The 26,082-nt window shown below is 59.6% G+C and carries 29 protein-coding genes; 8 read left to right on the forward strand and 21 right to left on the reverse strand.

Annotated features, from left to right (window positions below; all coding sequences use genetic code 11):
• Window positions 1–6: 6 nt before the first annotated feature.
• A complete protein-coding gene (locus tag ACR0C3_RS00415; protein ID WP_480756609.1) occupies window positions 7–1,188 on the forward strand; it encodes a peptidoglycan DD-metalloendopeptidase family protein in 1,182 nt (393 codons plus the stop codon).
• 63 nt (window positions 1,189–1,251) lie between these two features.
• Here ACR0C3_RS00415 and ACR0C3_RS00420 read toward each other — a convergent pair whose 3' ends face one another.
• Complete coding sequence (locus tag ACR0C3_RS00420; protein ID WP_170373889.1) at window positions 1,252–1,923, reverse strand: helix-turn-helix transcriptional regulator; 672 nt, start codon at window positions 1,921–1,923, stop codon at window positions 1,252–1,254.
• A 21-nt stretch (window positions 1,924–1,944) separates the two neighbouring features.
• Window positions 1,945–2,247, reverse strand: a complete 303-nt coding sequence (locus ACR0C3_RS00425) for a hypothetical protein (protein ID WP_170466595.1) — start codon at window positions 2,245–2,247, stop codon at window positions 1,945–1,947.
• A 218-nt stretch (window positions 2,248–2,465) separates the two neighbouring features.
• On the opposite strand from ACR0C3_RS00425, the gene ACR0C3_RS00430 reads away from it, so the two are divergent.
• From ACR0C3_RS00430 to ACR0C3_RS00445, 4 genes are all read left to right on the forward strand, one after another.
• Entirely contained in the window at window positions 2,466–2,681 is a 216-nt protein-coding gene (locus tag ACR0C3_RS00430; RefSeq protein WP_170373887.1) for a twin-arginine translocase TatA/TatE family subunit, read from the forward strand.
• A gap of 6 nt (window positions 2,682–2,687) precedes the next feature.
• Window positions 2,688–3,146, forward strand: a complete 459-nt coding sequence (gene tatB / locus ACR0C3_RS00435) for a Sec-independent protein translocase protein TatB (RefSeq protein WP_170641881.1) — start codon at window positions 2,688–2,690, stop codon at window positions 3,144–3,146.
• Window positions 3,143–4,018 (forward strand): twin-arginine translocase subunit TatC, encoded by an 876-nt coding sequence (gene tatC, locus ACR0C3_RS00440; protein WP_170373885.1) that lies wholly within the window; start codon window positions 3,143–3,145, stop codon window positions 4,016–4,018. The genes tatB and tatC overlap by 4 nt, the downstream gene beginning before the upstream one ends.
• Window positions 4,019–4,241: 223 nt before the next feature.
• Window positions 4,242–5,084 (forward strand): ATP-binding protein, encoded by an 843-nt coding sequence (locus ACR0C3_RS00445; protein WP_480756611.1) that lies wholly within the window; start codon window positions 4,242–4,244, stop codon window positions 5,082–5,084.
• Window positions 5,085–5,143: 59 nt separating this feature from the next.
• Here ACR0C3_RS00445 and ACR0C3_RS00450 read toward each other — a convergent pair whose 3' ends face one another.
• From ACR0C3_RS00450 to ACR0C3_RS00540, 19 genes are all read right to left on the reverse strand, one after another.
• On the reverse strand, window positions 5,144–5,800 hold the full coding sequence (locus ACR0C3_RS00450; RefSeq protein WP_480756612.1) for an SDR family NAD(P)-dependent oxidoreductase: 657 nt from the start codon (window positions 5,798–5,800) through the stop codon (window positions 5,144–5,146).
• 42 nt (window positions 5,801–5,842) lie between these two features.
• A complete protein-coding gene (locus tag ACR0C3_RS00455; RefSeq protein WP_480756613.1) occupies window positions 5,843–6,091 on the reverse strand; it encodes a hypothetical protein in 249 nt (82 codons plus the stop codon).
• A gap of 221 nt (window positions 6,092–6,312) precedes the next feature.
• Window positions 6,313–7,836, reverse strand: a complete 1,524-nt coding sequence (gene purF / locus ACR0C3_RS00460; RefSeq protein ID WP_170373881.1) for an amidophosphoribosyltransferase — start codon at window positions 7,834–7,836, stop codon at window positions 6,313–6,315.
• Between the two features lie 342 nt (window positions 7,837–8,178).
• Window positions 8,179–8,424, reverse strand: coding sequence for a hypothetical protein (locus ACR0C3_RS00465; protein ID WP_480756614.1), 246 nt, complete (start codon window positions 8,422–8,424; stop codon window positions 8,179–8,181).
• A 10-nt stretch (window positions 8,425–8,434) separates the two neighbouring features.
• Window positions 8,435–9,025 carry a CvpA family protein gene (locus ACR0C3_RS00470; protein WP_170373879.1) on the reverse strand — a complete coding sequence of 197 codons (591 nt, stop codon included), beginning with the start codon at window positions 9,023–9,025 and terminating at the stop codon, window positions 8,435–8,437.
• 40 nt (window positions 9,026–9,065) lie between these two features.
• A complete protein-coding gene (radA, locus tag ACR0C3_RS00475) occupies window positions 9,066–10,430 on the reverse strand; it encodes a DNA repair protein RadA (RefSeq protein WP_480756616.1) in 1,365 nt (454 codons plus the stop codon).
• 120 nt (window positions 10,431–10,550) lie between these two features.
• Window positions 10,551–11,333: a kinetochore Spc7 family protein gene (locus ACR0C3_RS00480; RefSeq protein WP_480756617.1), complete on the reverse strand. Its 783-nt coding sequence runs from the start codon at window positions 11,331–11,333 to the stop codon at window positions 10,551–10,553.
• A gap of 156 nt (window positions 11,334–11,489) precedes the next feature.
• On the reverse strand, window positions 11,490–11,936 hold the full coding sequence (locus ACR0C3_RS00485; RefSeq protein ID WP_170548338.1) for a paraquat-inducible protein A: 447 nt from the start codon (window positions 11,934–11,936) through the stop codon (window positions 11,490–11,492).
• Between the two features lie 4 nt (window positions 11,937–11,940).
• Complete coding sequence (locus ACR0C3_RS00490) at window positions 11,941–12,393, reverse strand: hypothetical protein (RefSeq protein WP_480756619.1); 453 nt, start codon at window positions 12,391–12,393, stop codon at window positions 11,941–11,943.
• Window positions 12,390–13,136, reverse strand: coding sequence for an ATP-binding cassette domain-containing protein (locus ACR0C3_RS00495; RefSeq protein ID WP_170466619.1), 747 nt, complete (start codon window positions 13,134–13,136; stop codon window positions 12,390–12,392). The genes ACR0C3_RS00490 and ACR0C3_RS00495 overlap by 4 nt, the downstream gene beginning before the upstream one ends.
• On the reverse strand, window positions 13,133–13,915 hold the full coding sequence (locus ACR0C3_RS00500; RefSeq protein ID WP_480756620.1) for an MlaE family ABC transporter permease: 783 nt from the start codon (window positions 13,913–13,915) through the stop codon (window positions 13,133–13,135). Before ACR0C3_RS00500 ends, ACR0C3_RS00495 begins: the two co-directional genes overlap by 4 nt.
• Complete coding sequence (gene alr / locus ACR0C3_RS00505) at window positions 13,912–14,946, reverse strand: alanine racemase (RefSeq protein ID WP_480756622.1); 1,035 nt, start codon at window positions 14,944–14,946, stop codon at window positions 13,912–13,914. The genes ACR0C3_RS00500 and alr overlap by 4 nt, the downstream gene beginning before the upstream one ends.
• Window positions 14,947–15,172: 226 nt before the next feature.
• On the reverse strand, window positions 15,173–16,216 hold the full coding sequence (locus ACR0C3_RS00510; RefSeq protein ID WP_480756623.1) for a Hint domain-containing protein: 1,044 nt from the start codon (window positions 16,214–16,216) through the stop codon (window positions 15,173–15,175).
• 106 nt (window positions 16,217–16,322) lie between these two features.
• Window positions 16,323–17,813, reverse strand: coding sequence for a replicative DNA helicase (locus tag ACR0C3_RS00515; protein WP_170373871.1), 1,491 nt, complete (start codon window positions 17,811–17,813; stop codon window positions 16,323–16,325).
• 259 nt (window positions 17,814–18,072) lie between these two features.
• Window positions 18,073–18,750 carry an orotate phosphoribosyltransferase gene (locus ACR0C3_RS00520; RefSeq protein WP_170373870.1) on the reverse strand — a complete coding sequence of 226 codons (678 nt, stop codon included), beginning with the start codon at window positions 18,748–18,750 and terminating at the stop codon, window positions 18,073–18,075.
• A 141-nt stretch (window positions 18,751–18,891) separates the two neighbouring features.
• Window positions 18,892–20,073, reverse strand: a complete 1,182-nt coding sequence (locus ACR0C3_RS00525; RefSeq protein WP_480756624.1) for an ammonium transporter — start codon at window positions 20,071–20,073, stop codon at window positions 18,892–18,894.
• 198 nt (window positions 20,074–20,271) lie between these two features.
• A complete protein-coding gene (locus tag ACR0C3_RS00530) occupies window positions 20,272–20,748 on the reverse strand; it encodes a CinA family protein (protein ID WP_480756626.1) in 477 nt (158 codons plus the stop codon).
• The gene (locus ACR0C3_RS00535) at window positions 20,745–21,242 is read right to left on the reverse strand and encodes a phosphatidylglycerophosphatase A family protein (protein WP_480756627.1); all 498 of its coding nucleotides are present in this window, start codon (window positions 21,240–21,242) and stop codon (window positions 20,745–20,747) included. The genes ACR0C3_RS00530 and ACR0C3_RS00535 overlap by 4 nt, the downstream gene beginning before the upstream one ends.
• Window positions 21,239–22,369, reverse strand: a complete 1,131-nt coding sequence (locus ACR0C3_RS00540; RefSeq protein WP_480756628.1) for a bifunctional 2-C-methyl-D-erythritol 4-phosphate cytidylyltransferase/2-C-methyl-D-erythritol 2,4-cyclodiphosphate synthase — start codon at window positions 22,367–22,369, stop codon at window positions 21,239–21,241. The genes ACR0C3_RS00535 and ACR0C3_RS00540 overlap by 4 nt, the downstream gene beginning before the upstream one ends.
• 107 nt (window positions 22,370–22,476) lie before the next feature.
• On the opposite strand from ACR0C3_RS00540, the gene dusB reads away from it, so the two are divergent.
• Genes dusB through ACR0C3_RS00555 form a run of 3 tightly spaced genes read left to right on the forward strand, consistent with a single transcriptional unit; the run spans window position 22,477 to window position 25,987 of the window.
• A complete protein-coding gene (gene dusB / locus ACR0C3_RS00545) occupies window positions 22,477–23,535 on the forward strand; it encodes a tRNA dihydrouridine synthase DusB (protein WP_480756629.1) in 1,059 nt (352 codons plus the stop codon).
• Window positions 23,532–24,620, forward strand: coding sequence for a two-component system sensor histidine kinase NtrB (locus ACR0C3_RS00550; protein ID WP_480756631.1), 1,089 nt, complete (start codon window positions 23,532–23,534; stop codon window positions 24,618–24,620). The genes dusB and ACR0C3_RS00550 overlap by 4 nt, the downstream gene beginning before the upstream one ends.
• Window positions 24,620–25,987, forward strand: a complete 1,368-nt coding sequence (locus ACR0C3_RS00555) for a response regulator (RefSeq protein WP_170373863.1) — start codon at window positions 24,620–24,622, stop codon at window positions 25,985–25,987. Before ACR0C3_RS00550 ends, ACR0C3_RS00555 begins: the two co-directional genes overlap by 1 nt.
• Window positions 25,988–26,082 lie beyond the last annotated feature (95 nt).

The raw sequence follows: 26,082 nt of genomic DNA on the forward strand, positions 1-26,082 counted from the left end.
AAAGTCATGAGAGCAGTTACCAAATCAACGATGCGCCGTTGTGCGACCGGAGTTGCGGCTCTGGCCATTCTGGCCGGGTGCGAAGGGCCGTTGGACTACGACCTGCGCGGACAACTCGGAGGGTTTTCCACCACGGATGCGGCGCAATCCGCAACCACCAGCCGCCCTGCGCCCGATGCGCGCGGGGTGATCACTTATCCGAATTATCAGGTAGCCGTGGCGCGCCGGGGCGATACAGTGCGCGATGTGGCGGCTCGGGTCGGCCTGCCGGAAGGTGAGCTGTCGCGGTTCAACGGCTTGCAGACAACCGACACGCTGCGCGAGGGTGAAGTTCTGGCCTTGCCGCGATCCGTAGGGGCATCAAGCGGTGTGGATATTGCCTCAATCGCTGGAAACGCGATTGATCAGGCCCCGGATACGGGCGGGGTGCAGACAACGGTGCTGAAGCCGGTCGAACCGGCGCTAACGCCTGCGCCGGTCGCTTCCGGTCCAGAGCCGGTGCGCCACAAGGTGAAGCGGGGCGAGACGGCCTTTACCATCTCGCGCCTCTATCAGGTGCCGGTTGAAGCTCTGGGAGAGTGGAACGGCTTGGGACCGGATTTCGCCATTCGTGAGGGGCAGTATCTGCTGATTCCGGTCAAGAACCAGGCCGCGCCGCGTCAGGCGGCGGCAGCGGCTCCGGTCGCTGCGACCGAGGTGACGCAGCCGGGGCAGGGTTCTCCGACACCGACACCGCCGAGTGCCACCCAGCCGCTACCGGATGAACAGGTCGCGCCACTGGCTAAGGCGCCCGAGGCGCCGGATGTCACAGCCGAAGCGCCCACCAGAAGTTCGGGCAATTCCGCGCTGTCCTTGCCAGTCGCGGGCAACATTATCCGGACCTATGACAAGGGTAAGAACGAAGGCATCGATATCGCGGCCGCTCCGGGCACGTCGGTCACTGCAGCCGAGGCAGGCACAGTGGCGGCGATTACCGCTGATGCCGATCAGGTGCCGATCATTGTTGTTAAGCATAACAATGACTTGCTGACAGTTTATGCCAATGTCGAGGATATCACCGTCAAGAAAGGTGATCGCGTGCGGCGGGGGCAGAAACTGGCGGAACTGCGCGGCGGAGACAATGCTTATGTGCATTTCGAGGTCCGCAAAGGGTTCGAGTCGGTTGATCCTGAGCCTTATCTCAGGTGACCAGAATGGCCCGTTCCGAGCCATGCCTCCGGCGGGGATATTTTTAGCCAGATGAAGGGCGGATCACCCGTGTGGATCGAAGTCGCTTAGGCGTTTTCCTGGCTCGTCTGTGAATAGCTCGGGCAGGGGGGTGACGGTTTCGATCAGGTCAATGCGGAAAACGCGAAAGCCGTTGCGCAGCTCGCACCATGCGGTGAGGGTCCAGACGCGGCCCCAATACTCCATATGGAGGGGGCGGATGGTGCGTTCGGTTAGTGCGCCGTCGATGCGGCGGTAGGACAGGTGCAGTTTCTGGCGGGTTTTGATGGCGGCGCGGAGCGGGGCCATATGTGCCAATCCGCGCGCGGCATCGGCGAAGGGGTAGACTGCGAATTTCCAAGTATCGGCCTCGGCCACGACCTGCGTGGGCAGGACAGCGTCAATCTTTTCCGCCAGAGACTCGGCTGCGGCTTTCAGGTCCGGGTCAGCTGCTTCGGCGACGATGGCCATCCCGAGGTTCAGTGCCTCAAGCTCGGCTGTGGTTAGGTTGAGTGGGGGAAGAGTGATCTGCTCGCGAACCATGTAACCCACGCCGCGTTCGCCTTCGACGGGAACACCCGAGGCGACCAATGTGTCCATATCGCGATAGATCGTACGGACCGACACCTCGAGCCGGTCCGCGATGTCCTGCGCGCGGTGCAGTTTGCCGTCGCGCAGGATCTGGATGATATCGAACAGTCGATCAGTGCGGCGCATGATACGCCGTTCTGACCTGCGTCAGGTCATGTTCCATAGGACTGCCTCATGCCGCATTTGCAGGCTTTCGGGGTTGATGGCTGCCATCAGGGCCGGTGCAAACTCCTGTTGCGGGAATTCTGCAGCCGCCGTCTGAGCGGCCTTCATATCTTGCCAAACGACATAGTCCGTCCAGCGACCGTCTTCCCCTTGACTGAGGTGGCGATGGGCAAAGCCGGGTGCTGCGCGCACGAAGCTCTCGGTCGATTGGCTGAGTTTGACGAAGGCCTCGGGTGAGGTGCCCTCGGCCAGGGTGAAGGTGACGATTTCGGCGACATGGGTCATGTGTTTCTCCGTTGACCAGGTTGCGATACCGCTGTCCTAGCCGGTTACAACTGACATAAACCTGTCAGTTGGGAAAAGCGAGAGCTATGAATCCGCAAGATCACATCAAATTTGCCGCCCGAATTGGAGCGGGTGTCTTTTGAGAACGCGGCTGGCCGCGTAAACACGGGGTTAGAAAAGGGTTCAGGCGCAGTGCGCCTTTGAGAAGGAGAATAAACATGCTCAACAATATCGGACTTCCCGGCCTGCTGCTGATCGCTGTTGTGGTGCTAGTGCTGTTTGGCCGCGGAAAAATCAGCTCGCTGATGGGTGAGGTTGGCAAAGGCATCACATCGTTCAAGAAAGGCGTCAAGGAAGGCGCGGACGAGCTGGAGCAGGATGCAGCCGAAGTGGCCAAGGACGTCACGCCCGAAACCGAGAAAGACAAGGTCTAAACCCGGATGTTTGATCTGGGCTGGACCGAGCTTCTGGTCATCGGCATCGTTGCCCTGATTGTGGTGGGGCCGAAAGACCTGCCCGTGCTGTTTCGCAATGTCGGGCGGTTTGTCGGCAAGGCCCGCGGCATGGCGCGCGAATTCACCAGCGCCATGAACGAGGCTGCAGATCAGGCAGGTGTGAACGAGATCAAGAAGGGTCTGAACGCGGCCACGAATCCCGTGAACAGCGCGATGGACGGTGTGAAAAAGGCCGCTCAGGATCTGAGCAGCAGCATCGACCCGACCAAGTTCGATCCTGAAAGCGAAACGGGCAAGCTGGCGGCTGAGAGGGCTGAACAGGCCAAGAAGATTCAAGCCACCTCCGCTCGCGCCGCTGCCGAGCGCAAGGCCAAAGAAGCCGCTGACGCGCTGGCCAAGGCCGAAGAGGCTGAAGCCGCGCTGAACACTGAGAACAAGACATGAGCAAGACCGACGAAATCGAAGACAGCTCGGCGCCGCTGATCGAACATCTGGCCGAATTGCGGACACGACTCATTCACTGCGTCGTGGCGTTTCTGATCGGTATGATCATCTGTTTCACGGTTGCGACCCCTCTTTTCAACTTCCTTACGCATCCTTTGTGTGAGGTGTTGAATGAGCGTGGGCAGGACTGCGGTCTGATCTTCATCTCGCCCCAGGAAGGCTTCTTTGTTGCGATCAAGGTGTCGCTGTTGGGGGGCTTCATTCTGGCGTTCCCCTATATCGGGATGCAGATGTGGCGCTTTGTTGCTCCGGGGCTTTATAGATCCGAGAAGAACGCGTTCCTGCCATTCATGTTGGCCTCGCCCTTCATGTTCCTGTTGGGGGCAAGCTTCGCCTTCTATGTCGTAACGCCGTTGGCCTATGATTTTTTCCTCGGGTTCCAGCAGTTCGGCGCTGAAGGTGAGGCCGTCGTGGATGGCGCCACCGCTGCACCACTGAGCGTGGTGTTCCAAGGTTCCGCTCAGGAATACCTGAACCTGACAATCAAGTTCATCGTGGCCTTCGGGTTGTGTTTCCAACTGCCCGTTTTGCTGACGCTGATGGGCAAAGCGGGACTGGTTACGGCTGAGGGGCTGGGTAGTGTCCGTAAATACGCCGTGGTCGCCATTCTTGTGCTTGCTGCGTTGGTGACGCCTCCCGACGTGATCACACAGATCATTCTGTTCGTGGTGGTCTACGGCCTCTATGAGGTGTCGATCTTCCTTGTGGCGCGTGTCGAAAAGAAACGCGAAGAACAACTCCGCGCGGATGGCTACTATGATGACGAGGCCGAAGCGGATGAGGACCTGATGCAGGAAGAAGACGGCAAGTAGTCTCTTGCTGTTCCCAAGACAGGCGCGCCCATGACAGGCGCGCCTTTTTTGTTGGAACCCCTTGTTGCCAAAAGCCGAACGTGGTTTGACACCGTTGGATAAAAGCGTTTCGGGTTTTACCTGAATCGCCAAGTGACACGAATGTCCCGAGAACGCTGAAGGCGTGACAGGGTATTCGTGTCACAGGTTTAACCCGAAACGCTATAAGACCCCGGAGGCCACCATGGACACTCAAGCCCTTAACCGTATCGCCGACGCGCTAGAACGGATGGCTCCGGCCCCTTTGGCGGCTCCGGACTTCAATGCCGCGCCGGCCTTCGTCTGGCAGGTTGAGCCAGACCGGCTTGAGCCTGTCCCTCAGGTCAACCGCGTTGATCTGGACCTGCTGGTCGGCATTAACCGTTCACGCGATACGCTGTTGGACAACACAAGGCGCTTTGCGGCGGGGTACAAAGCCAACAACGCGCTGCTTTGGGGCGCGCGAGGGATGGGGAAATCCAGCCTCGTAAAGGCCGTCCACGGCACGCTGCAGACCGAGTACGCAAACCTGAAACTGGTGGAACTTCAACGCGAAGACATGAACTCGGTCGCGCGCCTGTTGAACCACCTCCGCGCCGCGCCGCACCGGTTCATCCTGTTCTGCGATGACCTGTCGTTCAGCCATGATGACCAGCACTACAAGTCGCTCAAGGCTGTGCTGGATGGCGGCATCGAAGGTCGCCCGGAAAACGTGGTGTTCTACGCCACCTCGAACCGCCGCCACCTGATGCCGCGGGACATGATCGAGAACGAACGCTCCAGCGCCATCAACCCGTCCGAAGCCGTCGAGGAAAAGGTCTCACTGTCCGACCGTTTCGGGCTGTGGCTGGGCTTCCATCCCTGTGATCAGGACGAATACCTCGCCATGATCGACCGTTACTGCGCCGCCTACAATGTGTCAGTCGACCCGGACACCCTGCGCGCGGAAGCCATCGAATGGCAGGCGACGCGCGGGTCACGCTCGGGCCGTGTTGCGTGGCAATTCTTCGTCGATCTCGCCGGGCGCACCGGCGTCCATATCGCGTGATCCCAGCTTCATCTGGCTAAAAATATCCCCGCCGGAGGCATGGCCCAACGGGCCATTCCCTACAGCAACGCCAGAATCCGAGCCGCCTCATCCGCTGTGCTGGTCAGCACATCGCGATCCTCACCGGGATGAAACCGCGCCCGCACGGCTGTCGGCATCGGGGCAGGCTCGACAATCGACACCTTGGGCCCAGTCCGTTCCGTCTCAACCTGCCAACTGCGTGCCAGAGCCATCTGGGCGGCTTTGGTGGCACCGTAGATGCCATAGAACTTCTCGCCCGCTTTGGGGTCATCAAAGAACACTGCATGCCCGGCCTCACCCAGCAGAGGCGTCACATAAGGGATCAGAACCGAGGTGGCATTGGCGTTGGTGTTCATCGCCTTTGCCCACTCTTTGGACTCAACGAAATGCGCCGGTGTGAGGGCCGAAGTATGGACGGCCGTGTGCAGCCACAAATCCACTTTACCCCAGCGGTCATGAATGCCCCTGCACAGGGCGGCCATCGCGTTGGGATCGGTGATGTCCATGGGCGCAAGGGTGGCCGAACCGCCCTTGGCTTTGATCCGGTCGTCCAGCTCTTCCAGCCCGCCGGTGGTGCGGGCGACGGCGACGATGTGGTACTCAGGGACCAGCGCTTCGGCCAGGGCTGCGCCCAACCCGCGAGAGGCTCCGGTGACAAGGGCAATTTTGGTGGCAATTTGGGTCTGATCGGTCATGGCAGCGGTTTGAACGCCCGCGCGCGGGTCGTCAAGAGGGCGCTAGCCCCCTGGAATTCCAATCCGGCGGGTCTGGCCGCTTTGTCGCAGCATGATCCCGTGTTCATCAATGGCGACAACGGTGCCCGAGGCCACGCGGCTGCCCGGTTTGACCTCTTTCACACGCCCCGAAGACAGGCGCATCAATGCGCGCAGGTCGGCTTTCGGGCCAAAGACACCCAGAACCGAGACCGAATTTCTTTTCAACGCGCCCCGCTGCGTGGCCGCGCTTTTTACATTGGTATTTGGCATTTTCTGCGGCTCGAACCCGGTTCGAACCCCTTGTGTGAGTGGTGGTGAAGCGCTGCCTACCAAACCGCAAAGTAAATCAAAAGATCACCCCGCTCGCATCGGATCACGGCGAGGTGAGGCGGCCGGAAGCCTTTGCAATCAGGCCATTCCTATCGGCAAAATCCAGCCAAAGCCGTAGCGAAGCCCACGGCCTGCGTTGTTTTCTGATTCGCGTTGTCTCTTTAGCCCGACGCCAGTTTCGCCGCGTTCCACGACCCGCCAACAACCTGCATGTCTTCGCGCTTTTTGCTGACGCGGGTGCTGTTTTCGAGACTGTCGAGATAGTCACCGCTAACACTGCCGGTGATGTAGTTGCCGTCAAAGCAGGAACAGTCGAACGCCTCGATCTCAGGGTTGCCTTCCTTTGCGGCCCAGATCAGATCGTCGAGGTTTTGATAGAACAGAGCATCTGCTCCCAGTTCTTCGCGAATCTCTTCGATCTCTTTGCCATTGGCGATCAACTCATGCTTGGTGGGCATGTCGATGCCATAGACATTGGGGTATTTCACTGGCGGCGAGGCGCTGGCGATGTAGACCTTCTTGGCCCCGGCCTCACGGCACATCTGAACGATCTTCTTGATCGTATTGCCGCGCACGATGGAGTCGTCGATCAGCAGGACATTGTGATCCTTGAACTCCAGCGGAATGGCGTTCAGCTTACGGCGAACGGATTTCTGCCGCTCTTCCTGACCTGGCATGATGAAGGTCCGACCGACATAGCGGTTCTTCACCAGACCTTCGCGATAGGGGATGCCGGTGATCTTGGCCGCCTCAAGCGCCACGGGGCGTGCGCTGTCGGGGACGGGAATGATGCGGTCGATCTGAAGACCCGAGTCTTGTATCTGTTTGGCCAGCGTTTGCCCCATACGCATCTGGGTTTTGTAAACCGAGACGCCGTCCAGCAGGGAATCCGGACGGGCGAGGTAGACATATTCGAAGATACAGGGCGTCAGCTTGCCTTCGACGGCCTGAAACTCGTGCATATTGCCGTCCAGATCAATCAGGATGGCCTCGCCCGGGTTCAGGTCACGGATCTTGGTAAAGCCGTTGATACCAAAGGCCACATCCTCAGAGGCGAAGGCGTAGTCATTGCCATCGCCCTCGGTCTCACGAATTGCGACCGAAAGCGGACGAATGCCGTGCGGGTCGCGGAAGGCCAGCATGCCGACGCCGGCAACAAGGCAAATGACCGAGTAAGCGCCTTGCACACGCTCCATCGTCATCTTCACGCCGGCAAATATGTTGCGGATGGGCTCGGCATTGCCATTCACCTTGATCGCGTCGGCCACTTTGTCGGCCAGAACGTTCAGCAGGATCTCGGAATCTGACGTGGTGCGCAGGTGACGGCTGTATTTACCGGTGACTTTTTCGCGCTGCTCAGCAGTGTTGGTGATGTTGCCGTTGTGGACCAGATAAATACCGTAAGGCGCGTTGACGAAAAAGGGCTGCGCCTCGGACGCGCTGAGCGACCCTGCGGTGGGATAGCGCACATGACCCATGCCGACCTTGCCCAGAAGCGTTTCGGCGTCCGTCGCGTTGAACACGTCCTTGACCAAACCGTTGGCTTTTTTCTCGCGAAAGAATTCACCGTTATATGTGACGATCCCCGAGGCATCCTGACCCCGGTGCTGCAGCATCAGCAGCCCGTCATAGATTTCCGCAAACACATCATGTGTTCGGCTTGCGATCCCCAAAATCCCACACATGTACGGGCTCCAATTTCTATGACGTTTTGACCAGAGGGTTGAGTGACAGCCGGATAGGGAGGGGTCGTACCGTTCGTATCTTGCAGGCCAAACGGTGCATCATCACCGCATTGCAGGCAGATGAACATTGAAAGGACAAACCCGACAGCTCCGATTCCGTGGCAGTTTGGCCTCCACATACTGCCTTAGAACGCGGCTGTCATCAAAGGATCACATTTCTATAGGCCGCAGTTCTGATTTCTTCAGTTGCGGCGTGGTGACATATGAATTCATTTGTGCTGACATATGCATAATTTCATCGCGGATCTAATCGGGGAGGGGGCCAGAATGTGGCAGGAACGCTCACCAAACAAAAAAGATGAGCCGCCCAAAAGGCGCTGCCATCGGTGCCGCGGCATGGGGCGTGCCCCGTGTCCGATCTGCAAGGGTGCGGGTGAAGTGGTCAAAAGCCGTGATATTCTGGGTAAACCGATTTCCAGCCGATGTGATGGTTGTTTCGGTTTGAAAACCACTCGCTGTACAGTCTGCGGGGGTGAGGGGTTCGTTCAATAAAAAGCCCGGCACGAGGCCGGGCTTTTCGATGAACATTCTGTATGAATTAGCTGTCGGTGGTTTCCGCAGCAGGGGCCGCGTCGCCTGCGGTGCAACTGGCCACCAGCTCTTCGTATTGTGCCGTGACCCAACCCAGCGCGGCCTCGGGGTTTTGTTCTTCGATCTGGGTGCTGAACTGTTCGAACACCTTGGCCGAGCGGCTTTCGTCTACAAGCGTGTAGGACTGGCCGGTCATCACGGTGTCGTAGACAAAGAACGCGATAGCGACCAGCAGGATGCCCCGCGCGATGCCGAAGAAGAAGCCAAGCGCCTGATCCAGACCGCCCAGTGCCGACCGTTGCACCAGCGATGAAAATAGCGGCGTGAAGATGCTGACGATGATCAGGGCAATTGCAAACACGGCCGCAAAGCCGGTGATTACCGATAATTCGCAGCTGTCGCGCAGGAAATCTCCGACCACCGGGATTTCTTTGACCAGCGGCACGGCCTGCGGTGCGAAGATGAATGCGAGGACAGCTGCTGCCACCCATCCCGCGATGGCAAGAACCTCGCGCATGAAACCGCGCGAATAGGCCAGAATGCCTGACAGCACGATGATCAGGGCCACAACCCCGTCAATAATTGTAAAACCTTCCATGGCCCTCGCCTGTTCTTTTTCTGCCCCTTAAGGCCGGACTTTAACCTGCTCCGAAGGTTTCGCCAACAAACCCCACCAAATCAGAGGGTCGGGTGAGTGTCAGACCTGCCACAGTACCGGTTTTGCCGCCCGCCGGAGCGATTGCCGATGTGAAACCAAGTTTTTGTGCTTCTTTCAACCTGTTTTCGGTCTGAGGGGCCGGTCTAAGTGCCCCAGACAGCGAGATTTCTCCGAAAACGACCGTATCAGCGGGCAGGGCGCTGTCTTCTCGTGCACTTAGTAACGCTGCGGCAACAGCCAGATCGGCGGCGGGTTCACTGACCTTCAGCCCTCCGGCCACGTTCAGATAGACGTCGAGACCCGCGAAGGGGATGCCGCACCGGGCCTCGAGCACGGCGAGGATCATCGCCAGACGCCCGCTGTCCCAACCGACGACGGTGCGGCGGGGTTGCGAATGCGGCGACGGAGCAACCAGCGCTTGCAGCTCGACCAGCACTGGGCGGGTGCCTTCAATTCCGGCAAAGACGGCAGAGCCGGGGCTGGGTGTGCCTCGTTCGGACAGGAACAGGGCCGAGGGGTTGGTGACCTGCGCCAGACCTTTGCCGGTCATCTCGAACACACCGATCTCATCTGCAGGGCCAAAACGGTTTTTGACGGCACGCAGGATGCGGAACTGGTGGCCGCGTTCGCCTTCGAAATACAGAACGGTGTCAACCATGTGTTCGACGACGCGCGGGCCTGCGATTTGGCCCTCTTTGGTGACATGACCGACCATTACAATCGAAACGCCGTGTCGTTTCGCAAACGTGGTCAATTCATGCGCTGCGGCCCGGACTTGTGACACCGAGCCGGGTGCGCTGTCCACATTGTCGGCCCACATGGTCTGAATCGAGTCGATGATGGCGAGGCCGGGTTTTTCAACCTCAAGCGTTGTCAGGATGTTGCGCAGGTTGGTCTCAGCCGCCAGTTGAACCGGCGCGTCCTCGAGCCCCAAACGGCGGGCACGCATACGGACCTGCGCGCTGGCTTCTTCGCCCGAGACATAAATCGTTTTGACGCCGGCGCGGGCGAACCGAGCGGCGGCTTGCAGCAGAAGGGTGGATTTGCCGATACCGGGGTCTCCGCCCACCAACAGGGCTGAGGCGGGCACGAGGCCGCCGCCCAGAACGCGGTCAAGCTCATCCACCCCGCTGAGTGTACGGGGGGGCGGGGTCTCCTCGGTCGACAAGTCCGTGAGTGCAATGGACTGGCCCCGCTTGCCGCCGAGGGATTTCTTGGCTGGACCAGCCGATAGGGGCACGTCCTGGGTGATCGTGTTCCATTCGCCGCAGGCGTCGCACCGCCCGGACCATCTTGTATGTGTCGCACCGCAGGCCGAACAGGAGAAAGAAGTCGTCTTTGCCATGAGGCCTTTGGTGCCCGAGGACGGGCGGTTCTTCAAGCCCTTGCGGGCTTTCATCTCCGCCTTTGGCGCGCCGCTTCCTCAGGCCCTATGGGTCATCGGGTGCGGCGGGCGCTGACGCGCCTATTCCGCGGCGCGAGGGGGCGACATGGCGACCACGCTGGACGCGCTTGGGTCGCTGCCGTCGGGTGGTGTCTGCAATTGCGCTGAAAGCTCGGGCAGGAGTTCGAACAGTTCGTCCCGCAGTCGCGACAGTTGGGATTTGGCGATAGATTCCTCGATCTCGATATCGCGGGTCCATTGGCTGAGTTCGTGCAGGATGGTCTGGGCGTCCTCGATCCGTTGCTGGAACAGTTCGACCTCTTCCTGCCGTTGTTTCAGGAATGTGCGGGCGCGTTCGACCCGCTCGTTGCCATAGGTTTCGGCCAGTTCGTGGCTGATCTGGCTCATCTGAGCGGCCGTTTCCAGTATCTCAGGTTCCAAAGCCTGAAGGTCGGGGTGGTCGCGTAGAAAGGCCATACGCTCCTTGACCGCATCGAATTCCGAGGCCAGAGCGAAAACGCCGCTGCGATCTGCGGCATGGGCGACTTGGTACGCTTCGACGATGTCCTGCATGTTCAGCGAAAACTTCCTGTGCGCGTTCTCAAGCGCCATCATCCGGGCGCTTGAGGGCAGGTAGAAGCCCAGCATGAGAATCAGGCAGGTCAGGCCGATCTGGACGAAAATCCCGGCGTCGATCACGCCGGTCTGGCCGAATCCGGCCTGAAGGGACAGCCAAGGTAAAACCCCCAGCGCCGAAAGTGAGGTTGCAACCACCGCGCCAAGGGCTGCGATGCAGATCATGAAAAAAGTCAGTCTTAAAAAGGCATTCTGAAATTGCAATGTAATGTTGTTGAGGGCGGGCATGGTCGTCCATCTCCTTCTCAAACCGATACAAATCGGGCCGAAGCTGAGGACATATCAAACACGCAAGGTGATCCTCTGCGGACCCGTACACGACTAGAACTTTGCTGCTCGAAATATAAAGATGATACTTAGAAATGTGTTTTCAATCAACACGGTCTAAGGTTTTCGTGATGTGGATGTCATCTCGGTAATATATCCCAGCGCGATCGAGGCCAGAATGCAGCCGGTAAACAAGTAGAGGCCCCAGGCCGTCTCGATGGTCGCGTAAGAGATCCCCTTGGCCAGCGTGATGTAGAGCGCGATGAGGAAGATATCCGCCATGGCGAGCTTGCCCAGGATGTTCAGCGCGGGTTGGACGCGGGCATCCAGCAGGTCCCATTGGATCAAGGCGGTGCCGATGGTTTTGATGTAGGGCGCAAAGAGGGCGAAGACGGTGACGACCAGCGCGAGGAAGATGTCGGATTTCCACAGGGATTGGAGGCCGGTGATGACGCTGATTTCGGAAAGTCCGAAGATCGGTAGCAGGCCCGCGCGCATCAGTGGGGCGAACCACGCAATCGGGTAGAGGATCAGGAGGGAGAGGGTAGCGAGGCGGAGGGTCATGCCTCTATATTTGGTTGAAGAAAAAGAACAAACCAATCAGAAAACACGCGAAATCCAGTTTTATTTTGGATCCCGACCAGTCTCGTAAAAACTGTCTTCGAAGAAACAGACCCATTGCCAGCGACGCCGCACCCAGCAAGAAGTTTAGCGCAGGTATTTGAGCATTTTCCATCCATCTGAACCCGTTTATTGTTAGGCCGATAAGAAGGATGGTAACTGGAAGCATAAGCAAGACTTGTTTGGTGCTTACTTCCTTATCTGTAGCTTCGGGCACACCCCATCCAAATTTTTGTCGGCGAATACGGGCCTCCGCTTCCGCGTATTTTAGTTTTGAAAAGAGGCTCTTTCCAAATCTAGGGAACATCCCGGATGTGGCAATGACAAAGCCAGCAACGTAAGAAACTCCCAAGCTTCTGACGAACTCGGACGCGACAAGAAAGGTCATTTCGTTGCTCACCGCACCGCCTCAATCGGCCCCTCTGCGCTTCCGCTGATGAACTGCTCCAGATAGGGATCGCCCGAGGCATCCATCTGACCCACAGGCCCAGTCCACTGGATCACCCCGTCATGCAACATCGCCACGTTGTCGGCAATCGCGCGGACCGAGGTCATGTCGTGGGTGATGGTCATGGCGGTTGCGCCCATTTCGGTCACGATCTCTCGGATCAGGTCGTTGATGACGCCGGACATGATCGGGTCCAGCCCGGTTGTGGGTTCGTCGAAAAAGATGATTTCGGGCTCGGCGGCGATGGCGCGGGCAAGGCCCACGCGTTTCTGCATCCCCCCCGACAGCTCGGACGGAAAGCGGTCGGCGACGTTGGATTTCAGACCCACGCGGCGGAGTTTCTCGATGGCGATCTCGCGCGCCTCATCCGTGGGGCGTTTCAGCGAGCCGCGCAGTAGGCGGAAGGCCACGTTCTGCCAGACGGGCAGCGAGTCAAATAGAGCCGCGCCCTGAAACAACATACCAAAGCGCGCCAGAAATGCGTCTCGGTCGCCTTTGCTGGCGTCCTTGCCGTCGACATAAATCATGCCGCTGTCGGGTTTGATCAGGCCGAGGATACACTTCAGCGCGACAGATTTGCCCGTGCCGGACCCACCGATGATCACCATCGAGGTGCCCTTGGGGATCTCAAGATTCATGCCCTGCAGCACGTGGTTGTCATCAAAGGACTTTTTGACGTTCTCCATCCGGATCATAGCGAGAAGAACACTCCTGTCAGAACGAAGTTGGCGGCGAGGATCAGCACAGCTGCTGCCTCGACCGAGCCTTTGGTGGCGCGGCCCACGCCCTGTGCGCCTCGGCCCGAGTTCATGCCGTAGTAACAGCCCATGATGGCCGCGATCAGGCCGAAGGCAGCGCCTTTGACAAGGGATGAGACGATGTCGCGGGTTTCAAGGAAGTTGACCGTGTTTTGCAGATAGGCAGCCGGGTTGAACCCGAGGTTCTGTGTCGCCACAGTATAGCCGCCCATGATGCCTACGATGTCGCCGATACCGACAAGGATCGGCACCGTGATCAGCGCCGCCAGCACGCGCGGGGCGGTCAAGTACTTCATCGGATGGGTAGACAGGGTGACCAGCGCGTCAATCTGCTCAGTCACTTTCATCGTAGCAATTTCGGCCGCGATAGAGGAGGTCACGCGCGCCGCGATCATCAGACCGACCAGTACCGGTCCAAGCTCTCGTACCATGCCGATGGCAACGATCTGAGGGACCACGGCCTCGGCATTGAACCGTGCGCCGCCTGCGTAGATCTGCAGGGCCAATGCGCCGCCGGTAAAGATGGCGGTCAGGCCGACCACGGGCAACGACAGCCAGCCGATATTCAGAAGCGCCATCGCGATCTCGCGCGGGTAGTAGGGCGGGCGCAGGATGTGCGACAGTGAATCCAGCGCAAACAGGGTCACGCGCCCAAACGCGGCCAGCAGAGTCAGAGCTGTGCGGCCCAGCCCACCCAGCAGAGACAGCGGGTTCATTCCACGTACCCTCGTGAATAACGGCGGCCCATTGAGGTCAGGATTTCATAACCGATTGTGCCAGCGGCTTCGGCCAGATCATCGACGGTCTGATGTCCGTTGAGGATGCGTAGTTTCTCTGGCTCAAAGCCCAGATCGGTGACGTCGATGGTGATTAGGTCCATCGAGATCCGACCGACGACCGGGCAGGGTTGGTTGCCTGCGAAGGCGTCAATGCCGCCGCCGATAGCACGGTGCAGACCGTCGGCATATCCAGCGGTGACGGTGGCAATCTTCGACGGGCGGCGTGCCGTCCAGCTGTTGCCATAGCCCACGGTCTCTCCAACCGCCACGTCACGCACTTGCACGACCGGAAGATCGACGGTGACGACGGGCTTGGCCTCGGCAAAGGGCATCCCGCCATAGAGGCCAATGCCCGGGCGGCAGAAGTCAAAGTGGAATTCAGGCCCCAGTAAAGTGCCTCCGGTGGCAGCCAGAGACCGCGGGGCCGTCATACCGTCGGTCATCCCGCGAAACGCGGACAGCTGCTGCTGGTTCATCGGGTGATCCGGCTCATCCGCGCAGGCCAGATGAGACATCACAATCGCCGGGTTCAACGCCTCGGCCTTAGGGCGCAGCTCGGCCCAGTCGTCGGGCTCCAGCCCCAGACGGTTCATGCCGGTGTCAAGCTGGATGCCGAACCCATGTTCAGGCAGAGCCTGTTGGTGGCGTTGGAATTGCTCGCCCGAGTTGATCAGGGGTGTCAGGTCGTGATCGCGCAGCAGCTCGGTATCCCCGTCCATATGACCTGAGAATACTGCGATCATCGGGCCGGGCCCGACCGCCTCGCGAATGTCTGCGCCTTCTTCGGCGACGGCGACAAAGAACTTGCGGACACCTTCCTCTGCCAAGGACCAGGCGACAGGTTCGGCCCCAAGACCATAGGCGTCGGCCTTAACTACGGCGCCGGTTTCGACATCCGTTTTTGCATCGAGCGCCCGCCAGTTGCTGGCGAGCGCCTGAAGATTGATCGTCAAACGTGCGGTACTCATGGAGTTGTTCATGACACTGGAATGCGGCAGGTCAAGAGGGGATCGTACACAACCTGTCAGGAAAATCCGCAAGATAGGCGGCATACGGCCATCTGACGCAGGAATTTGGGTAGGTTTGAGGGGCTTTTGACTGGCAGTGATGCGCGTACCGGGATTGTGCAGCGATACAAGTCAAAGGTCTTTTGAGCGGCGGATCGTTCAGAGCGACTTGAGCGGGTGGCCCGTCTTATCGCCGCTCGTCAAGCAGGGGCTTGTTGTTGTTAAGGTGCCGGGTCACCAATTTGCGTTGGCGTTTTTTGCTTGGAATGTAGCGAGCTGGCTGTGGGGCGGCAAAGATGGCAAGCTGCGGGAACAGCAGCATCAACTCCTCGCGTGAGGCTTCGTCCATGGATTGCAGTGCCTGCGGCCCGGTAAACAGGCTTTCGCTGGGCGCGTCTTCGGCAAACAGCACCACGTGGCGGTCGAACACAAGGTGGTGATAGGTCACCTGCGAGACACTGGTGTCGACGAAAACGCCGGGCATCGGGATCAACTGAATGGCCGAGACTAAAACGGATTCGGTCCCGAACATGCGCTGCGCAATCGGAGATCGGATCAGCATCCGATGCTGGCGCGAGACCATAAGATCACGTTTCGGCAGCGACTGCCCAAGCGCTCCAGCGACGATGCGAACCGGAAACAGCCGCGGGGTCTTTATCAACTCGGCCCGGCTGAGGCTGCGTGACAGGGTCAAACGCAGCGTTTCGGGCGGGCCGTCTTCGGTCAGAACCTGATCTCCGGCGCGGAGTGCCTCAACGGTAACGTTGCCACGTGGCGTGCCGATCAGAGTGCCTGCCGTGAAACAGGGCGCGCCGGGGCTTGGGTTGGGGTTCTCGACGAAATTCACCCCATCGGTCGAGGTGAGGGACGAGGTATCATCTGTCCCGTTGCTGCCGATCTGGGTCGAGGTCTGGCCGCTGGCCGCGCCTTGTGTTGCGGTGACCTCATTGTCGAAGGATACAAAGCTGAGCACCGTGCCATTGTCGTCCAGCGACACCGCGCCCAGACGATTGATACGGGCCGAGACCACGTAATAGTCGAAACCGCTGACCGTGTTGACCGGCGCAGTATCGACCGAAGTCGTGCTGCGAAGCGTGCCGCTGGCATTGTAAACCTGCACTGTCAGGCCCGAGACATCCGTACCTGTCGGAACGCGGATCTCGATAAAGTCCTCAGCCGGGGAGAAGTTCGGCCCGTTTCTGTATCGTATTTCCGAGATGACTGCGGGCAATGACGTAGGCCTTGCTAAATTCCGGCAATACGTGCCGTCATTCAGTACACACTAACATACCTCGATGGACATTCAAAATCGGCTGCTTGAATGTTTGAGGGGGCTTTTAGTAACCTTCGATCTCGCCGCCCTGTTGCCAGGGCTTGACCAGATTGCCAAAGCGCGTGAACTGCGCCTCGAACGAGAGTTCCACAGTGCCGATGGGGCCGTGGCGCTGCTTGCCGACGATGACCTCGGCCTTGCCATGTAGGCGTTCCATGGCCTGCTTCCACTCTTCCATCTTTTCCAGCTCGTGATCGCCGGGCTTTTCGCGTTCTTTGTAGTATTCCTCGCGGAATACGAACATCACTACGTCGGCATCCTGCTCGATCGAGCCCGATTCTCGCAGGTCAGACAGTTGCGGGCGTTTATCGTCACGGCTTTCCACCTGACGGCTCAGCTGGGACAGGGCGATCACCGGGATGTTTAGTTCCTTGGCAATCGCTTTCATGCCCATCGAGATCTCGGCGATCTCATTGACGCGGTTGTCGGACATGCCCCGGCACAGCTGCAGATAGTCGATGACCAGCAGGTCCAGTCCATGCGTCCGCTTCAACCGCCGCGCGCGGGCGGCCAGCTGCGAGATCGGCAGGGCAGGTGTGTCGTCAATGAACAGAGGGCAGGCTTCCAGTTCCTTAGCGGCATCGACGAAACGGCGGAACTCGGCCTCGGTCATGTCACCTTGACGGATCTTGTGGCTGGAGATTTCAGAGGCTTCGGCCAGAACACGACCGGCCAGCTGTTCGGCGCTCATCTCGAGCGAGAAGAATCCCACGACGCCGCCATCAATCGCGCCTTCGCTGCCATCAGGTTTCAGCCCGCGCTTGTAAGCCTTGGCTACGTTGAACGCCACGTTGGTCGCCAACGAGGTTTTACCCATCGACGGACGACCCGCAAGGATGATCAGGTCAGACGGGTGTAGACCTCCAAGCTGTTTGTCCAAGTCGGCCAGACCGGTGGAAATCCCTGCCATGCCACCACCGCGCTGATACGCTTCGTTGGTGACGTTGACGGCTTCTGTGACCGCCTTGAGGAAGGATTGAAATCCCTGTTCGGTCTGGCCCTGCTCGGATAATTGATAAAGCTGTTGCTCGGCCTCGACGATCTGTTCTTTGGGCTCGCTGCTGACATCCACCCGCGCCGCCTTGTCCGAGATATCGCGGCCCAGCCGGATCAACTCTCGCCGGATGGCGAGGTCATAGATCATCTGCGCATAGTCATGCACCGCAAAGGCACTGATCGACGCGCCTGCCAGTTTGACCAGATAAGCGGGGCCGCCCAGTTCCTTCAGGCCCTCATCCTCGGCCATGAAGGATTTCAGCGTCACGGGCGAGGCCAGCGCATTCTTGGCGATGCGATTGGCCGCGACCTCATAGATGCGGGCATGAACCGGGTCGTAGAAATGTTCCGCCCCGATGATCGAAGCCACCCGGTCATAAAGATCGTTGTTGGTCAGGATCGCACCCAGAAGCTGCTGCTCAGCCTCAATGGAATGCGGCATGGTCTCGGCGTTTTGAATCTGTGCCGCTGCCTGCTCGATACTGCTGATCTCGTTCATCTTGTCCCCGCTGCCCGTTCCGAGGTTCTACACGCCAAGCCCCGGTTCAAGCTATCTGCAAATGAATGGGGGTAAGTTGGGATAACCGCCCCCGGCTTCGGGATAACTGCCCATCTGAATGGGGATAACTTCCGCCCAGTTTTGCACGTGACGAAAGCTATCGCAACATTTGGTGCAATGGGCGCGAATTTCGACTAGATAGGCGCGCTTTGGATCGATTCGAAAATCAAATATCCCCAGCTTACCCACAGGCCGAATTTTACGATTTATTCGCGTCCTGCCACCCGCGCGGGTCGTTCAGGAAGGCTTCGACACCGCTAAGGGTCTCTTCGTCAAAGGCCTTTTGTGCCTTGGCCTCGGCCAGAACGTCCCACCACGTACACAGCGAATGCAGCTTCACGCCGTGTTCGCCGAGGGTCTTCTCGGTCTCGGGGAAGATGCCGTAGTAGAAGATCACCGCGGTATGGCCGCAGGTCGCGCCCGTTTCACGGATCGCATCGACGAAGGACAGCTTGGAGCCGCCATCGGTGGTCAGATCCTCGACCAGCAGCACGCGTTCCCCTTCGGTCATCGCGCCTTCGATGCGGGCGTTACGGCCGTAGCCTTTGGGCTTTTTGCGCACATAGGTCATGGGCAGGGCCATCCGCTCGGCGACCATGGCGGCAAAGGGGATGCCCGCCGTTTCACCGCCCGCGATATTGTCAAACGCCTCGAACCCCGCCTCGCGCATCACGGTGATGGTCAGGAAATCCATCAGGGTTGAGCGGATGCGTGGGTATGAGATCAGCTTGCGGCAATCGATATAGGTGGGGCTGGGCAGACCGCTGGCCAGTGTGAACGGCTCGCGCGAGTTAAAGTGAACGGCCTTGATCTCCAGCAGCATCCGCGCGGTCAGGCGGGCGATTTCAGAGCTGTCGGGAAAAGAACTGGGGATCATGGCGCAAACCTCGGGGCTGAAAGAGTGTTGCGGGCTGATAGCCTGTCCATCGGCCCGGAGTCGAGAGGGCCGAACAAAGAAAAAGCGGACCCGAGACAGGTCCGCTTTTGCCCTTACGGGCAATGGGCAACCAAGGTGGGCTTAGCTGCTCATGTCATAGGCACGCTCGCCGTGTACCGACAGGTCGAGGCCGTTTGTCTCGGTCTCGGCGTCTACGCGAAGCGGGGTGATGGCTGCAACCACCTTAATCAACACAAAGGTGACAACTGCCGTGAAGGCACCCACGATCACAAGGCCTCCAAGCTGTGCTGTCCATGTGCCCAGACCGAACAGCGCAATCATCAGGGTGCCAAAGATGCCCCCGACACCGTGCACGGCAAAAACGTCCAGCGTGTCGTCAATGTTCAGCTTGTTGCGGATGACAAAGACGGCCTCCTGGCACAGTACACCTGCAACGGCCCCGATGATCAGCGCCTGCACCGGACCCACAAAGCCCGAGGCCGGAGTGATCGAGGCCAGACCTGCAATGGTGCCTGTGACCAGACCAACCATCGAGGCCTTGCCAAAACGGATCTTCTCCCACAGTGCCCAGGTCAGGGATGCAGTTGCGGCGGACAGATGTGTGACGGTCATGGCCATCGCTGCGCCTCCGTCAGCGGCCAGTTGCGAGCCGCCGTTGAAGCCGAACCAGCCGACCCACAACATCGCGGCACCGATCATGACAAAGCCCGGATTGTGCGGAGGCGTCGTGCGGTTGCGGCGTGGGCCGAGGATCACGGCGATGATCAGCGCGGCCAGACCGGCGGTCTCGTGAACAACAACGCCGCCAGCAAAGTCGCGCACACCGATCTCACCCAGAATGCCGCCATCGGATAGCATCCCGCCGCCCCAGATCCAATGGACCACCGGCGCGTAGCACAGCAGCATCCACAGGCCCGAGAAGGTGAGGACAAAGCCAAAGCCGACCCGCTCGACATAGGCGCCGACGATCAGAGCGGGGGTGATGATCGCGAAGGTCATCTGAAAGGCAAAGAACAGGATTTCGGGTAGGGTGCCCGCCAGGCTGTCGGCGTCAACACCATTCAGGAACGCTTTGCCCAAGCCACCCCACAGACCGCTTTCACCGGGTCCGAAGGCGATGGAATAGCCCGCGACCAGCCAAAGGATGCTCATTAAACAGGCAATCGAGAAGCAGTGCATGAACACACTGAGGACATTTCGGGCACGTACAAGCCCGCCATAGAACAGGGCAAGGCCCGGCAATGTCATGAACAGGACCAGTGCGGTTGCCACAATGATCCAGGCTGTATCGGCTCCGTTCATGGGCCGGTCTCCTTTTTTGCCGTTTGGGCGTCGGCCGGGCAAACCGCCACGGCCGACACCTCGTGAGTGGTGTGCGGCGGGTTGAAGCTGAGCTGGAACGGGGAAAAAAGAGGCAGAGGTGCAAAAAGACGCCTATTTTGACGGCTTTTTGTCAACTGACGCATAATTTTGCGTCATAGTGACGTATTTGCTGTAAATTTAAGCGGTTTGCGAAAGACCGGAGTAAAGCATTTTCAGTGCATGATCCCGCGCGGCCTGACGAACCCTTTCGCGCCCCAGAGCGCCGAACTCGACAGTTTCGGTGTGCGTGGGTTGCCCTACGGCAGCAAGGCCAAAGCACACCCGACCTTCGGGTTTGAATTCTGACCCTCCGGGGCCTGCGATGCCAGTGATCGACACGGCCAGTTGCGCGCGCGACTGCCTCAGTGCGCCATCGGCCATTTCTTGTGCGACCTGCTCTGAGACCGCGCCATAGGCATCCAGTGTCTCGCCGCGTACGCCTAGCATCTGCTGCTTGGCCTCGTTGGTGTAGGTGACGAACCCGCGGTCCACTACGGCCGAGCTGCCGGGGGTGTCGGTCAAAGCAGCAGTCACCATGCCGCCCGTGCAGCTTTCTGCGGTCGCGATCATGATGCCTTGCTCTATGGCACGGTCCAACAGCTCAGATACGGTCATAGGCCCAACACTCCATGTGCGATACCGGCCAGAACCATCACACCGATGGCGGCAAAAACACCGGCGATCACATCGTCCAGCATGACACCCATCGCGTCTCCTTTGCGATCGGCCCAGCCGACCGGGCCGGGCTTGGTGATGTCGAACAGCCGGAACAGCAGGAAACCCGCGACCCAACCGGGCCAGAGCGCGGTAATCTCGATCCCGTGTGCCCAGCTTGGGTAGGAAATGGCCCAGAGCGCGATGAATTGGCCCGCGACCTCATCGACGACGATCTCGGACGGGTCGTGATCCTCTTGCCCGGCGGTCATCACCTTTGTGGCCCAAAGGCCCGCGATGAACACCACGAGCGTCGAGAGGACGAGTAGGGGGAAGCCGCCCAAAACGTGCAGGACCCAGACCAGGGGCAGGGCCGCAAGTGATCCCCATGTGCCGGGGGCAGGGCGCAGATATCCGACGCCGCAGACGGTTCCGATCAGACGCGCGATGTTCATGCTTTCACCAGACAGGCAGTGGCGAGCGACGCGATGCCTTCGCTGCGGCCAGTAAAGCCCAGACGCTCGGACGTGGTGGCCTTGACCGAGACCTGATCGGCACGCAATCCCATGATTTTAGACATTTCTTCTTTCATTTTCGGGGCATGAGGGCCGATCTTGGGGTATTCGCAGACCAGCGTACAATCGACGTTCGAGATGCGGTAGCCCATCGTCTCGGCCAGCTCCACCGCATGGCGCAGGAAGATCTCGCTGGCTGCGCCTTTCCATTGCGGGTCCGAGGGCGGGAAGTGCTGGCCGATATCCCCTTGCGCCAGCGCGCCGTAAATCGCATCTGTGACTGCGTGCATACCGACATCCGCGTCGGAATGCCCTTGCAGCCCGCGCTCATGCGGGACTCTCACGCCGCAGAGGATCACGTGATCGCCATCGCCAAAACGATGCACGTCATAGCCGTTGCCCAGCCTCACATCCATATTCGTTCCCATTATCCGTTCCGCCCGCGCAAAATCTTCGGGGCGGGTGATTTTCAGATTGTCCGCATCGCCTGGAACAATGCAAACCTCAAGACCTGCGGCCCGTGCGACCTCAACATCATCCGCGGCGCCTCCGGGATGCGCTGCATGCGCCTTGACGATGGCAGCGTAGTCAAACCCCTGAGGGGTCTGCGCTGCAAACAGGTTGCTACGGTCCTGCGTCCCAGAAACCGAGCCACCATGCCCGATCCAAAGCGCGTCTGTGACGGGTAAACCGGGGGCTGCGGCCTGATGGGTACCCAGTGCGCTTAGGACATTCTGAATGAGATGTTCCGAGACACAGGGCCGTGCCACGTCATGGATCAGCACGCGGGTCACTTGGTGATTTTCCAACGCTTGCAACCCGTTACGAACCGAACTTGCCCGATCCGCGCCACCTGTGGCCAGTATCAGGTCGGTCTCGCGAAACTCCTCCCAAGCCCGGGCGTCTTCGTCCGACAAGACCAATACGATGTGGTCGACAACGCCACGGAACCGGTCGATCGTCCAATCCGCCACGCGTCGACCGGCCAGCGTGCGCCATTGCTTGGGCGTGCCGCCTCCGGCGCGCAGTCCACGCCCTGCGGCAACGATTATGGCGGCTGTGGTCATGGTCGGGTTTCTCCGGAATGCTGCGCTTTGTTTAGGGGGCGGTGAATGCAGAGGCAATCACCCATGGTAATGTGATTAAAAAATAGGCAAGTGATGATTTTGCAGGCTTGATGACCGTCGTTTTGTTGTTCATATGCTTCGAATTCGATATCAAATCCGCAATTGCCCAAGGATTAAGCAAGTTGACGCTGCACCTCGCTGACAAAACCGTATCTCCGCCTGTGTTATTGGCCCCGATGGCTGGAATCACGGATCGCCCGTTCCGCGATCTGGTTATGCGCTTTGGCGCGGGCATGGTAGTCAGTGAAATGGTCGCCAGTCAGGAAATGGTACAGGCCAAACCCGGCGTGCGCGAGCGGGCCGAACTGTCGGCGGATGTGGAGAACACTGCCGTTCAACTTGCCGGGCGTGAGGCGCATTGGATGGCCGAGGCTGCCCGTCAGGTGGCTGATCGCGGCGCGCGCGTGATCGACATCAACATGGGCTGTCCGGCCAAGAAAGTGACCAACGGCTATTCCGGCTCGGCCTTGCTGAAGACACCGGATCACGCCCTGAGTTTGATCGAGGCTGTGGTTGAGGCCGTCGATGTCCCCGTGACGCTGAAAACACGGCTTGGATGGGATGACGCGTTGCTGAATGCGCCTGACGTGGCGCGCCGGGCTGAAGGGGCGGGAATTCAGATGGTTACGATCCACGGACGGACGCGCTGCCAGTTTTACAAAGGCCGCGCCGATTGGCAGGCGATCCGAGCGGTGAAAGAGGCGGTCTCGATCCCCGTCATCGCCAATGGAGACATCGTGGATACGCACGCGGCCCGCACAGCGCTGAAGCAATCGGGCGCGGATGGCGTCATGGTTGGCCGAGGGGCGCAGGGCAAGCCCTGGCTGCTGGCGCAGATCTGCCATGAGGTCTATGGCACCGACGCGCCGGAGATTCCCGAAAGCGCGGATCTGATCGACATGGTGCGCGCGCATTATCAGGCGATGTTGGGCTTTTACGGTACCGACCTTGGCCTCCGCGTCGCCCGCAAACATCTTGGCTGGTACATGGATGAGGCCGGAACGCCCGCGCCTCTGCGTCGCGCGGTTCTGACCTCGCGCGATACGGATGAGGTGCTGCGCCTGTTGGGTGACGCGCTGGAGTGTCAGCAGGGAGTGGCCGCATGACCTCGGATCAGAGCATCTGGAACTCGCTACCCGTTCCAGCCTTCATCATCGACCAGGACGACAGGATTTCGGATGTGAATTCCTCGGGCGAGGGGTTTCTGAACGCCTCGCGCAAATCGGTGATCGGCCACCCTGTCTGGGACCAAATCGCGGTCGATGCTCCGCTAGAGGAAGCCTTTGACCGCGCGCGCGCTCAGGGAACACCTTTGTTCGTCAACGATGTGGATGCAGGGTCGGGCAACCGCGCGCCGCTGCAATGCGCCTTGCAGATTGCGCCACTGGTTGGGCATCCCGGCTCGATGATCATGATCATATCCCCGCGCGAATTGGCGGGGCGCATGACTCGGGGCAATACGGTCAAATCCGCCGCGCAATCCGCCATCGGAATGGCCGAAATGCTGGCGCATGAGATCAAGAACCCACTGGCGGGGATCACCGGCGCTGCACAATTGCTAAGCATGAATATCGCACCGCAAGACCTTGAACTCACAGATCTAATCGTTGCCGAAAGCCGTCGGATCGTAAAGCTGTTGGAGCAGGTCGAGCAGTTCGGAAACCTGCAGCAGCCCGATTTCAAGCCGGTCAACATCCACGATGTCCTGGACCGCGCCCGCCGTTCGGCCTTGTTGGGCTTTGGCGCGGATATGGCCATTGTCGAAGACTATGACCCCTCGCTGCCGCTGGCCTTTGGCGACCCGGACCAACTTCTGCAAGTTGTTCTGAACCTGTTGAAAAACGCCTCCGAGGCGGCTGGTCCGCAGGGCGGTACAATCCGCTTGCGTACCTATTTCGAACATTCCTTCCGCTTGCGACGTAGCGATGGGTCGGGACACTCGCTGCCGCTGCAAATCGAGATCATTGATGACGGGCCGGGCCTGCCGGAGAAAATCCGCAGTGACATCTTTGACCCCTTTGTCTCGGGCAAGGAAAACGGGACAGGGCTGGGGTTGGCCTTGGTCAGCAAGATCATCTCGGACCATGACGGCTGGATTTCCGTCGATTCCGTACCGGGGCGGACCGTTTTCAAATTGTCGCTGCGTCGTGCGCCGGCTGAAAATAAAAAACCGAAAGAGGAGAGTATCTGATGGATGGCACCGTTCTGGTCGCGGATGACGACCGCACGATCCGCACCGTTCTGACACAGGCTCTGACGCGCGCCGGATGTAAGGTGCATGCCACATCCTCGTTGACCACACTGATGCGCTGGGTTGGCGAAGGCAAAGGGGACGTGGTGATCTCGGACGTAGTCATGCCGGACGGTAACGGCTTGGAAATGCTTCCAAAGATCGCCGAGGACCGTCCTGGCTTGCCGGTGATCGTGATCTCGGCTCAGAACACGATCATGACCGCGATCCAGGCGGCCGAGGCGGATGCTTACGATTACCTGCCCAAGCCGTTTGACCTGCCGGACCTGATGAAGCGGACGGCGCGTGCCTTGGAGCAGAAGCAACGCCTGCAGAGCGATCCCGAACCCCAAGAGAATGAGCGCCCGGATGAATTGCCTCTGGTAGGGCGCACGCCGGTGATGCAGTCGCTTTATCGTCTGGTGGCGCGCGTGATGAACACCGATCTCTCGGTCATGATTTCTGGTGAAAGTGGGACCGGTAAGTCACTGATTGCGCGGGCTATTCACGATTTTTCAGACCGTCGAACCTTACCGTTTGTGACGGCAACGGCGGCTGATCTGCGCGACCTCGAAGGCCCCGCACGCGTTATGGCGCGGGTGCGTGGCGGGACGCTGCTGATTGATGAGATCGCCGATATCGATGACGAGATTCAGGCGCGGATCGTGCGGATGATGGATACGCCAGGCGACCACGTGCCCCGCTTCATGGCGACCAGCCAATCGGATCTGACTGCCGGGATGGAGGGCGGGCGTATCCGTCAGGACCTCTACTACCGCCTCTGCGGCGCAACCATCCATGTCCCAGCCCTGCGCGAGCGCGTGGATGATATTACCCTATTGGCCGAGCATTTTCTGGCACGTGAGGAAAAAGACCTTGGGTCCAAACGCTGGCTCAGCGCCGATGCGGTTGAGCTGGTCCGGCGCTATTCCTGGCCCGGCAACGTACGGCAGTTGGAGAACGCGATCCGCAGGCTCAGCCTGACCAGCCGGTCCGATGAGATCTCGAAAGCCGAGGTCGAGATGGTTCTGGGCAGCCAGCCCGAAGCCGAACCCGTTCTGGGCGGAGGAGAGCGCGAGAAGCTGGCAACCTCGGTTGAGCGCCATCTGCGCCGCTATTTCGATTTGCACGGCAATATGCTGCCGCCTCCGGGCCTGTATCAGCGCATCTTGCGCGAGGTTGAGGCGCCGTTGATCGAAATCGCTCTGGAAGCCACCGGCGGAAACCAGGCAAAATGCGCGGATTTACTTGGTATTAACCGAAATACGCTGCGGAAAAAGATCACGGACCTCGATATTCAGGTGACACGCCGTCGCAAACTGATGTAATATCGCCACACAAAGCGTGGCATTCGGGTATCGCCCGGGAATAGACCACGAGATATGGCGGTTCGCTGCGAAAGCAGCACATCAGGATGAGGGCA

This window comes from Ruegeria sp. CK3 (assembly GCF_056536565.1).

Bases quoted from the DNA above. Each gene is read 5' to 3' on its own strand.
- purF (WP_170373881.1), bottom strand. From the start codon at position 7,836: ATGTGTGGGATTTTGGGGATCGCAAGCCGAACACATGATGTGTTTGCG.
- ACR0C3_RS00555 (WP_170373863.1), top strand. From the start codon at position 24,620: ATGGATGGCACCGTTCTGGTCGCGGATGACGACCGCACGATCCGCACC.
- radA (WP_480756616.1), bottom strand. From the start codon at position 10,430: ATGGCAAAGACGACTTCTTTCTCCTGTTCGGCCTGCGGTGCGACACAT.
- ACR0C3_RS00495 (WP_170466619.1), bottom strand. From the start codon at position 13,136: ATGATCCGGATGGAGAACGTCAAAAAGTCCTTTGATGACAACCACGTG.
- ACR0C3_RS00550 (WP_480756631.1), top strand. From the start codon at position 23,532: ATGACCTCGGATCAGAGCATCTGGAACTCGCTACCCGTTCCAGCCTTC.
- ACR0C3_RS00470 (WP_170373879.1), bottom strand. From the start codon at position 9,025: ATGGAAGGTTTTACAATTATTGACGGGGTTGTGGCCCTGATCATCGTG.
- ACR0C3_RS00455 (WP_480756613.1), bottom strand. From the start codon at position 6,091: ATGCCAAATACCAATGTAAAAAGCGCGGCCACGCAGCGGGGCGCGTTG.
- ACR0C3_RS00420 (WP_170373889.1), bottom strand. From the start codon at position 1,923: ATGCGCCGCACTGATCGACTGTTCGATATCATCCAGATCCTGCGCGAC.
- ACR0C3_RS00480 (WP_480756617.1), bottom strand. From the start codon at position 11,333: ATGCCCGCCCTCAACAACATTACATTGCAATTTCAGAATGCCTTTTTA.
- ACR0C3_RS00425 (WP_170466595.1), bottom strand. From the start codon at position 2,247: ATGACCCATGTCGCCGAAATCGTCACCTTCACCCTGGCCGAGGGCACC.
- ACR0C3_RS00540 (WP_480756628.1), bottom strand. From the start codon at position 22,369: ATGACCACAGCCGCCATAATCGTTGCCGCAGGGCGTGGACTGCGCGCC.
- ACR0C3_RS00450 (WP_480756612.1), bottom strand. From the start codon at position 5,800: ATGACCGATCAGACCCAAATTGCCACCAAAATTGCCCTTGTCACCGGA.
- ACR0C3_RS00515 (WP_170373871.1), bottom strand. From the start codon at position 17,813: ATGAACGAGATCAGCAGTATCGAGCAGGCAGCGGCACAGATTCAAAAC.
- alr (WP_480756622.1), bottom strand. From the start codon at position 14,946: ATGAGTACCGCACGTTTGACGATCAATCTTCAGGCGCTCGCCAGCAAC.
- ACR0C3_RS00485 (WP_170548338.1), bottom strand. From the start codon at position 11,936: ATGACCCTCCGCCTCGCTACCCTCTCCCTCCTGATCCTCTACCCGATT.
- ACR0C3_RS00530 (WP_480756626.1), bottom strand. From the start codon at position 20,748: ATGACCGTATCTGAGCTGTTGGACCGTGCCATAGAGCAAGGCATCATG.
- ACR0C3_RS00535 (WP_480756627.1), bottom strand. From the start codon at position 21,242: ATGAACATCGCGCGTCTGATCGGAACCGTCTGCGGCGTCGGATATCTG.
- tatB (WP_170641881.1), top strand. From the start codon at position 2,688: ATGTTTGATCTGGGCTGGACCGAGCTTCTGGTCATCGGCATCGTTGCC.
- ACR0C3_RS00415 (WP_480756609.1), top strand. From the start codon at position 7: ATGAGAGCAGTTACCAAATCAACGATGCGCCGTTGTGCGACCGGAGTT.
- ACR0C3_RS00465 (WP_480756614.1), bottom strand. From the start codon at position 8,424: ATGTTCATCGAAAAGCCCGGCCTCGTGCCGGGCTTTTTATTGAACGAA.
- ACR0C3_RS00430 (WP_170373887.1), top strand. From the start codon at position 2,466: ATGCTCAACAATATCGGACTTCCCGGCCTGCTGCTGATCGCTGTTGTG.
- ACR0C3_RS00520 (WP_170373870.1), bottom strand. From the start codon at position 18,750: ATGATCCCCAGTTCTTTTCCCGACAGCTCTGAAATCGCCCGCCTGACC.
- ACR0C3_RS00525 (WP_480756624.1), bottom strand. From the start codon at position 20,073: ATGAACGGAGCCGATACAGCCTGGATCATTGTGGCAACCGCACTGGTC.
- ACR0C3_RS00500 (WP_480756620.1), bottom strand. From the start codon at position 13,915: ATGAACCCGCTGTCTCTGCTGGGTGGGCTGGGCCGCACAGCTCTGACT.
- tatC (WP_170373885.1), top strand. From the start codon at position 3,143: ATGAGCAAGACCGACGAAATCGAAGACAGCTCGGCGCCGCTGATCGAA.
- ACR0C3_RS00445 (WP_480756611.1), top strand. From the start codon at position 4,242: ATGGACACTCAAGCCCTTAACCGTATCGCCGACGCGCTAGAACGGATG.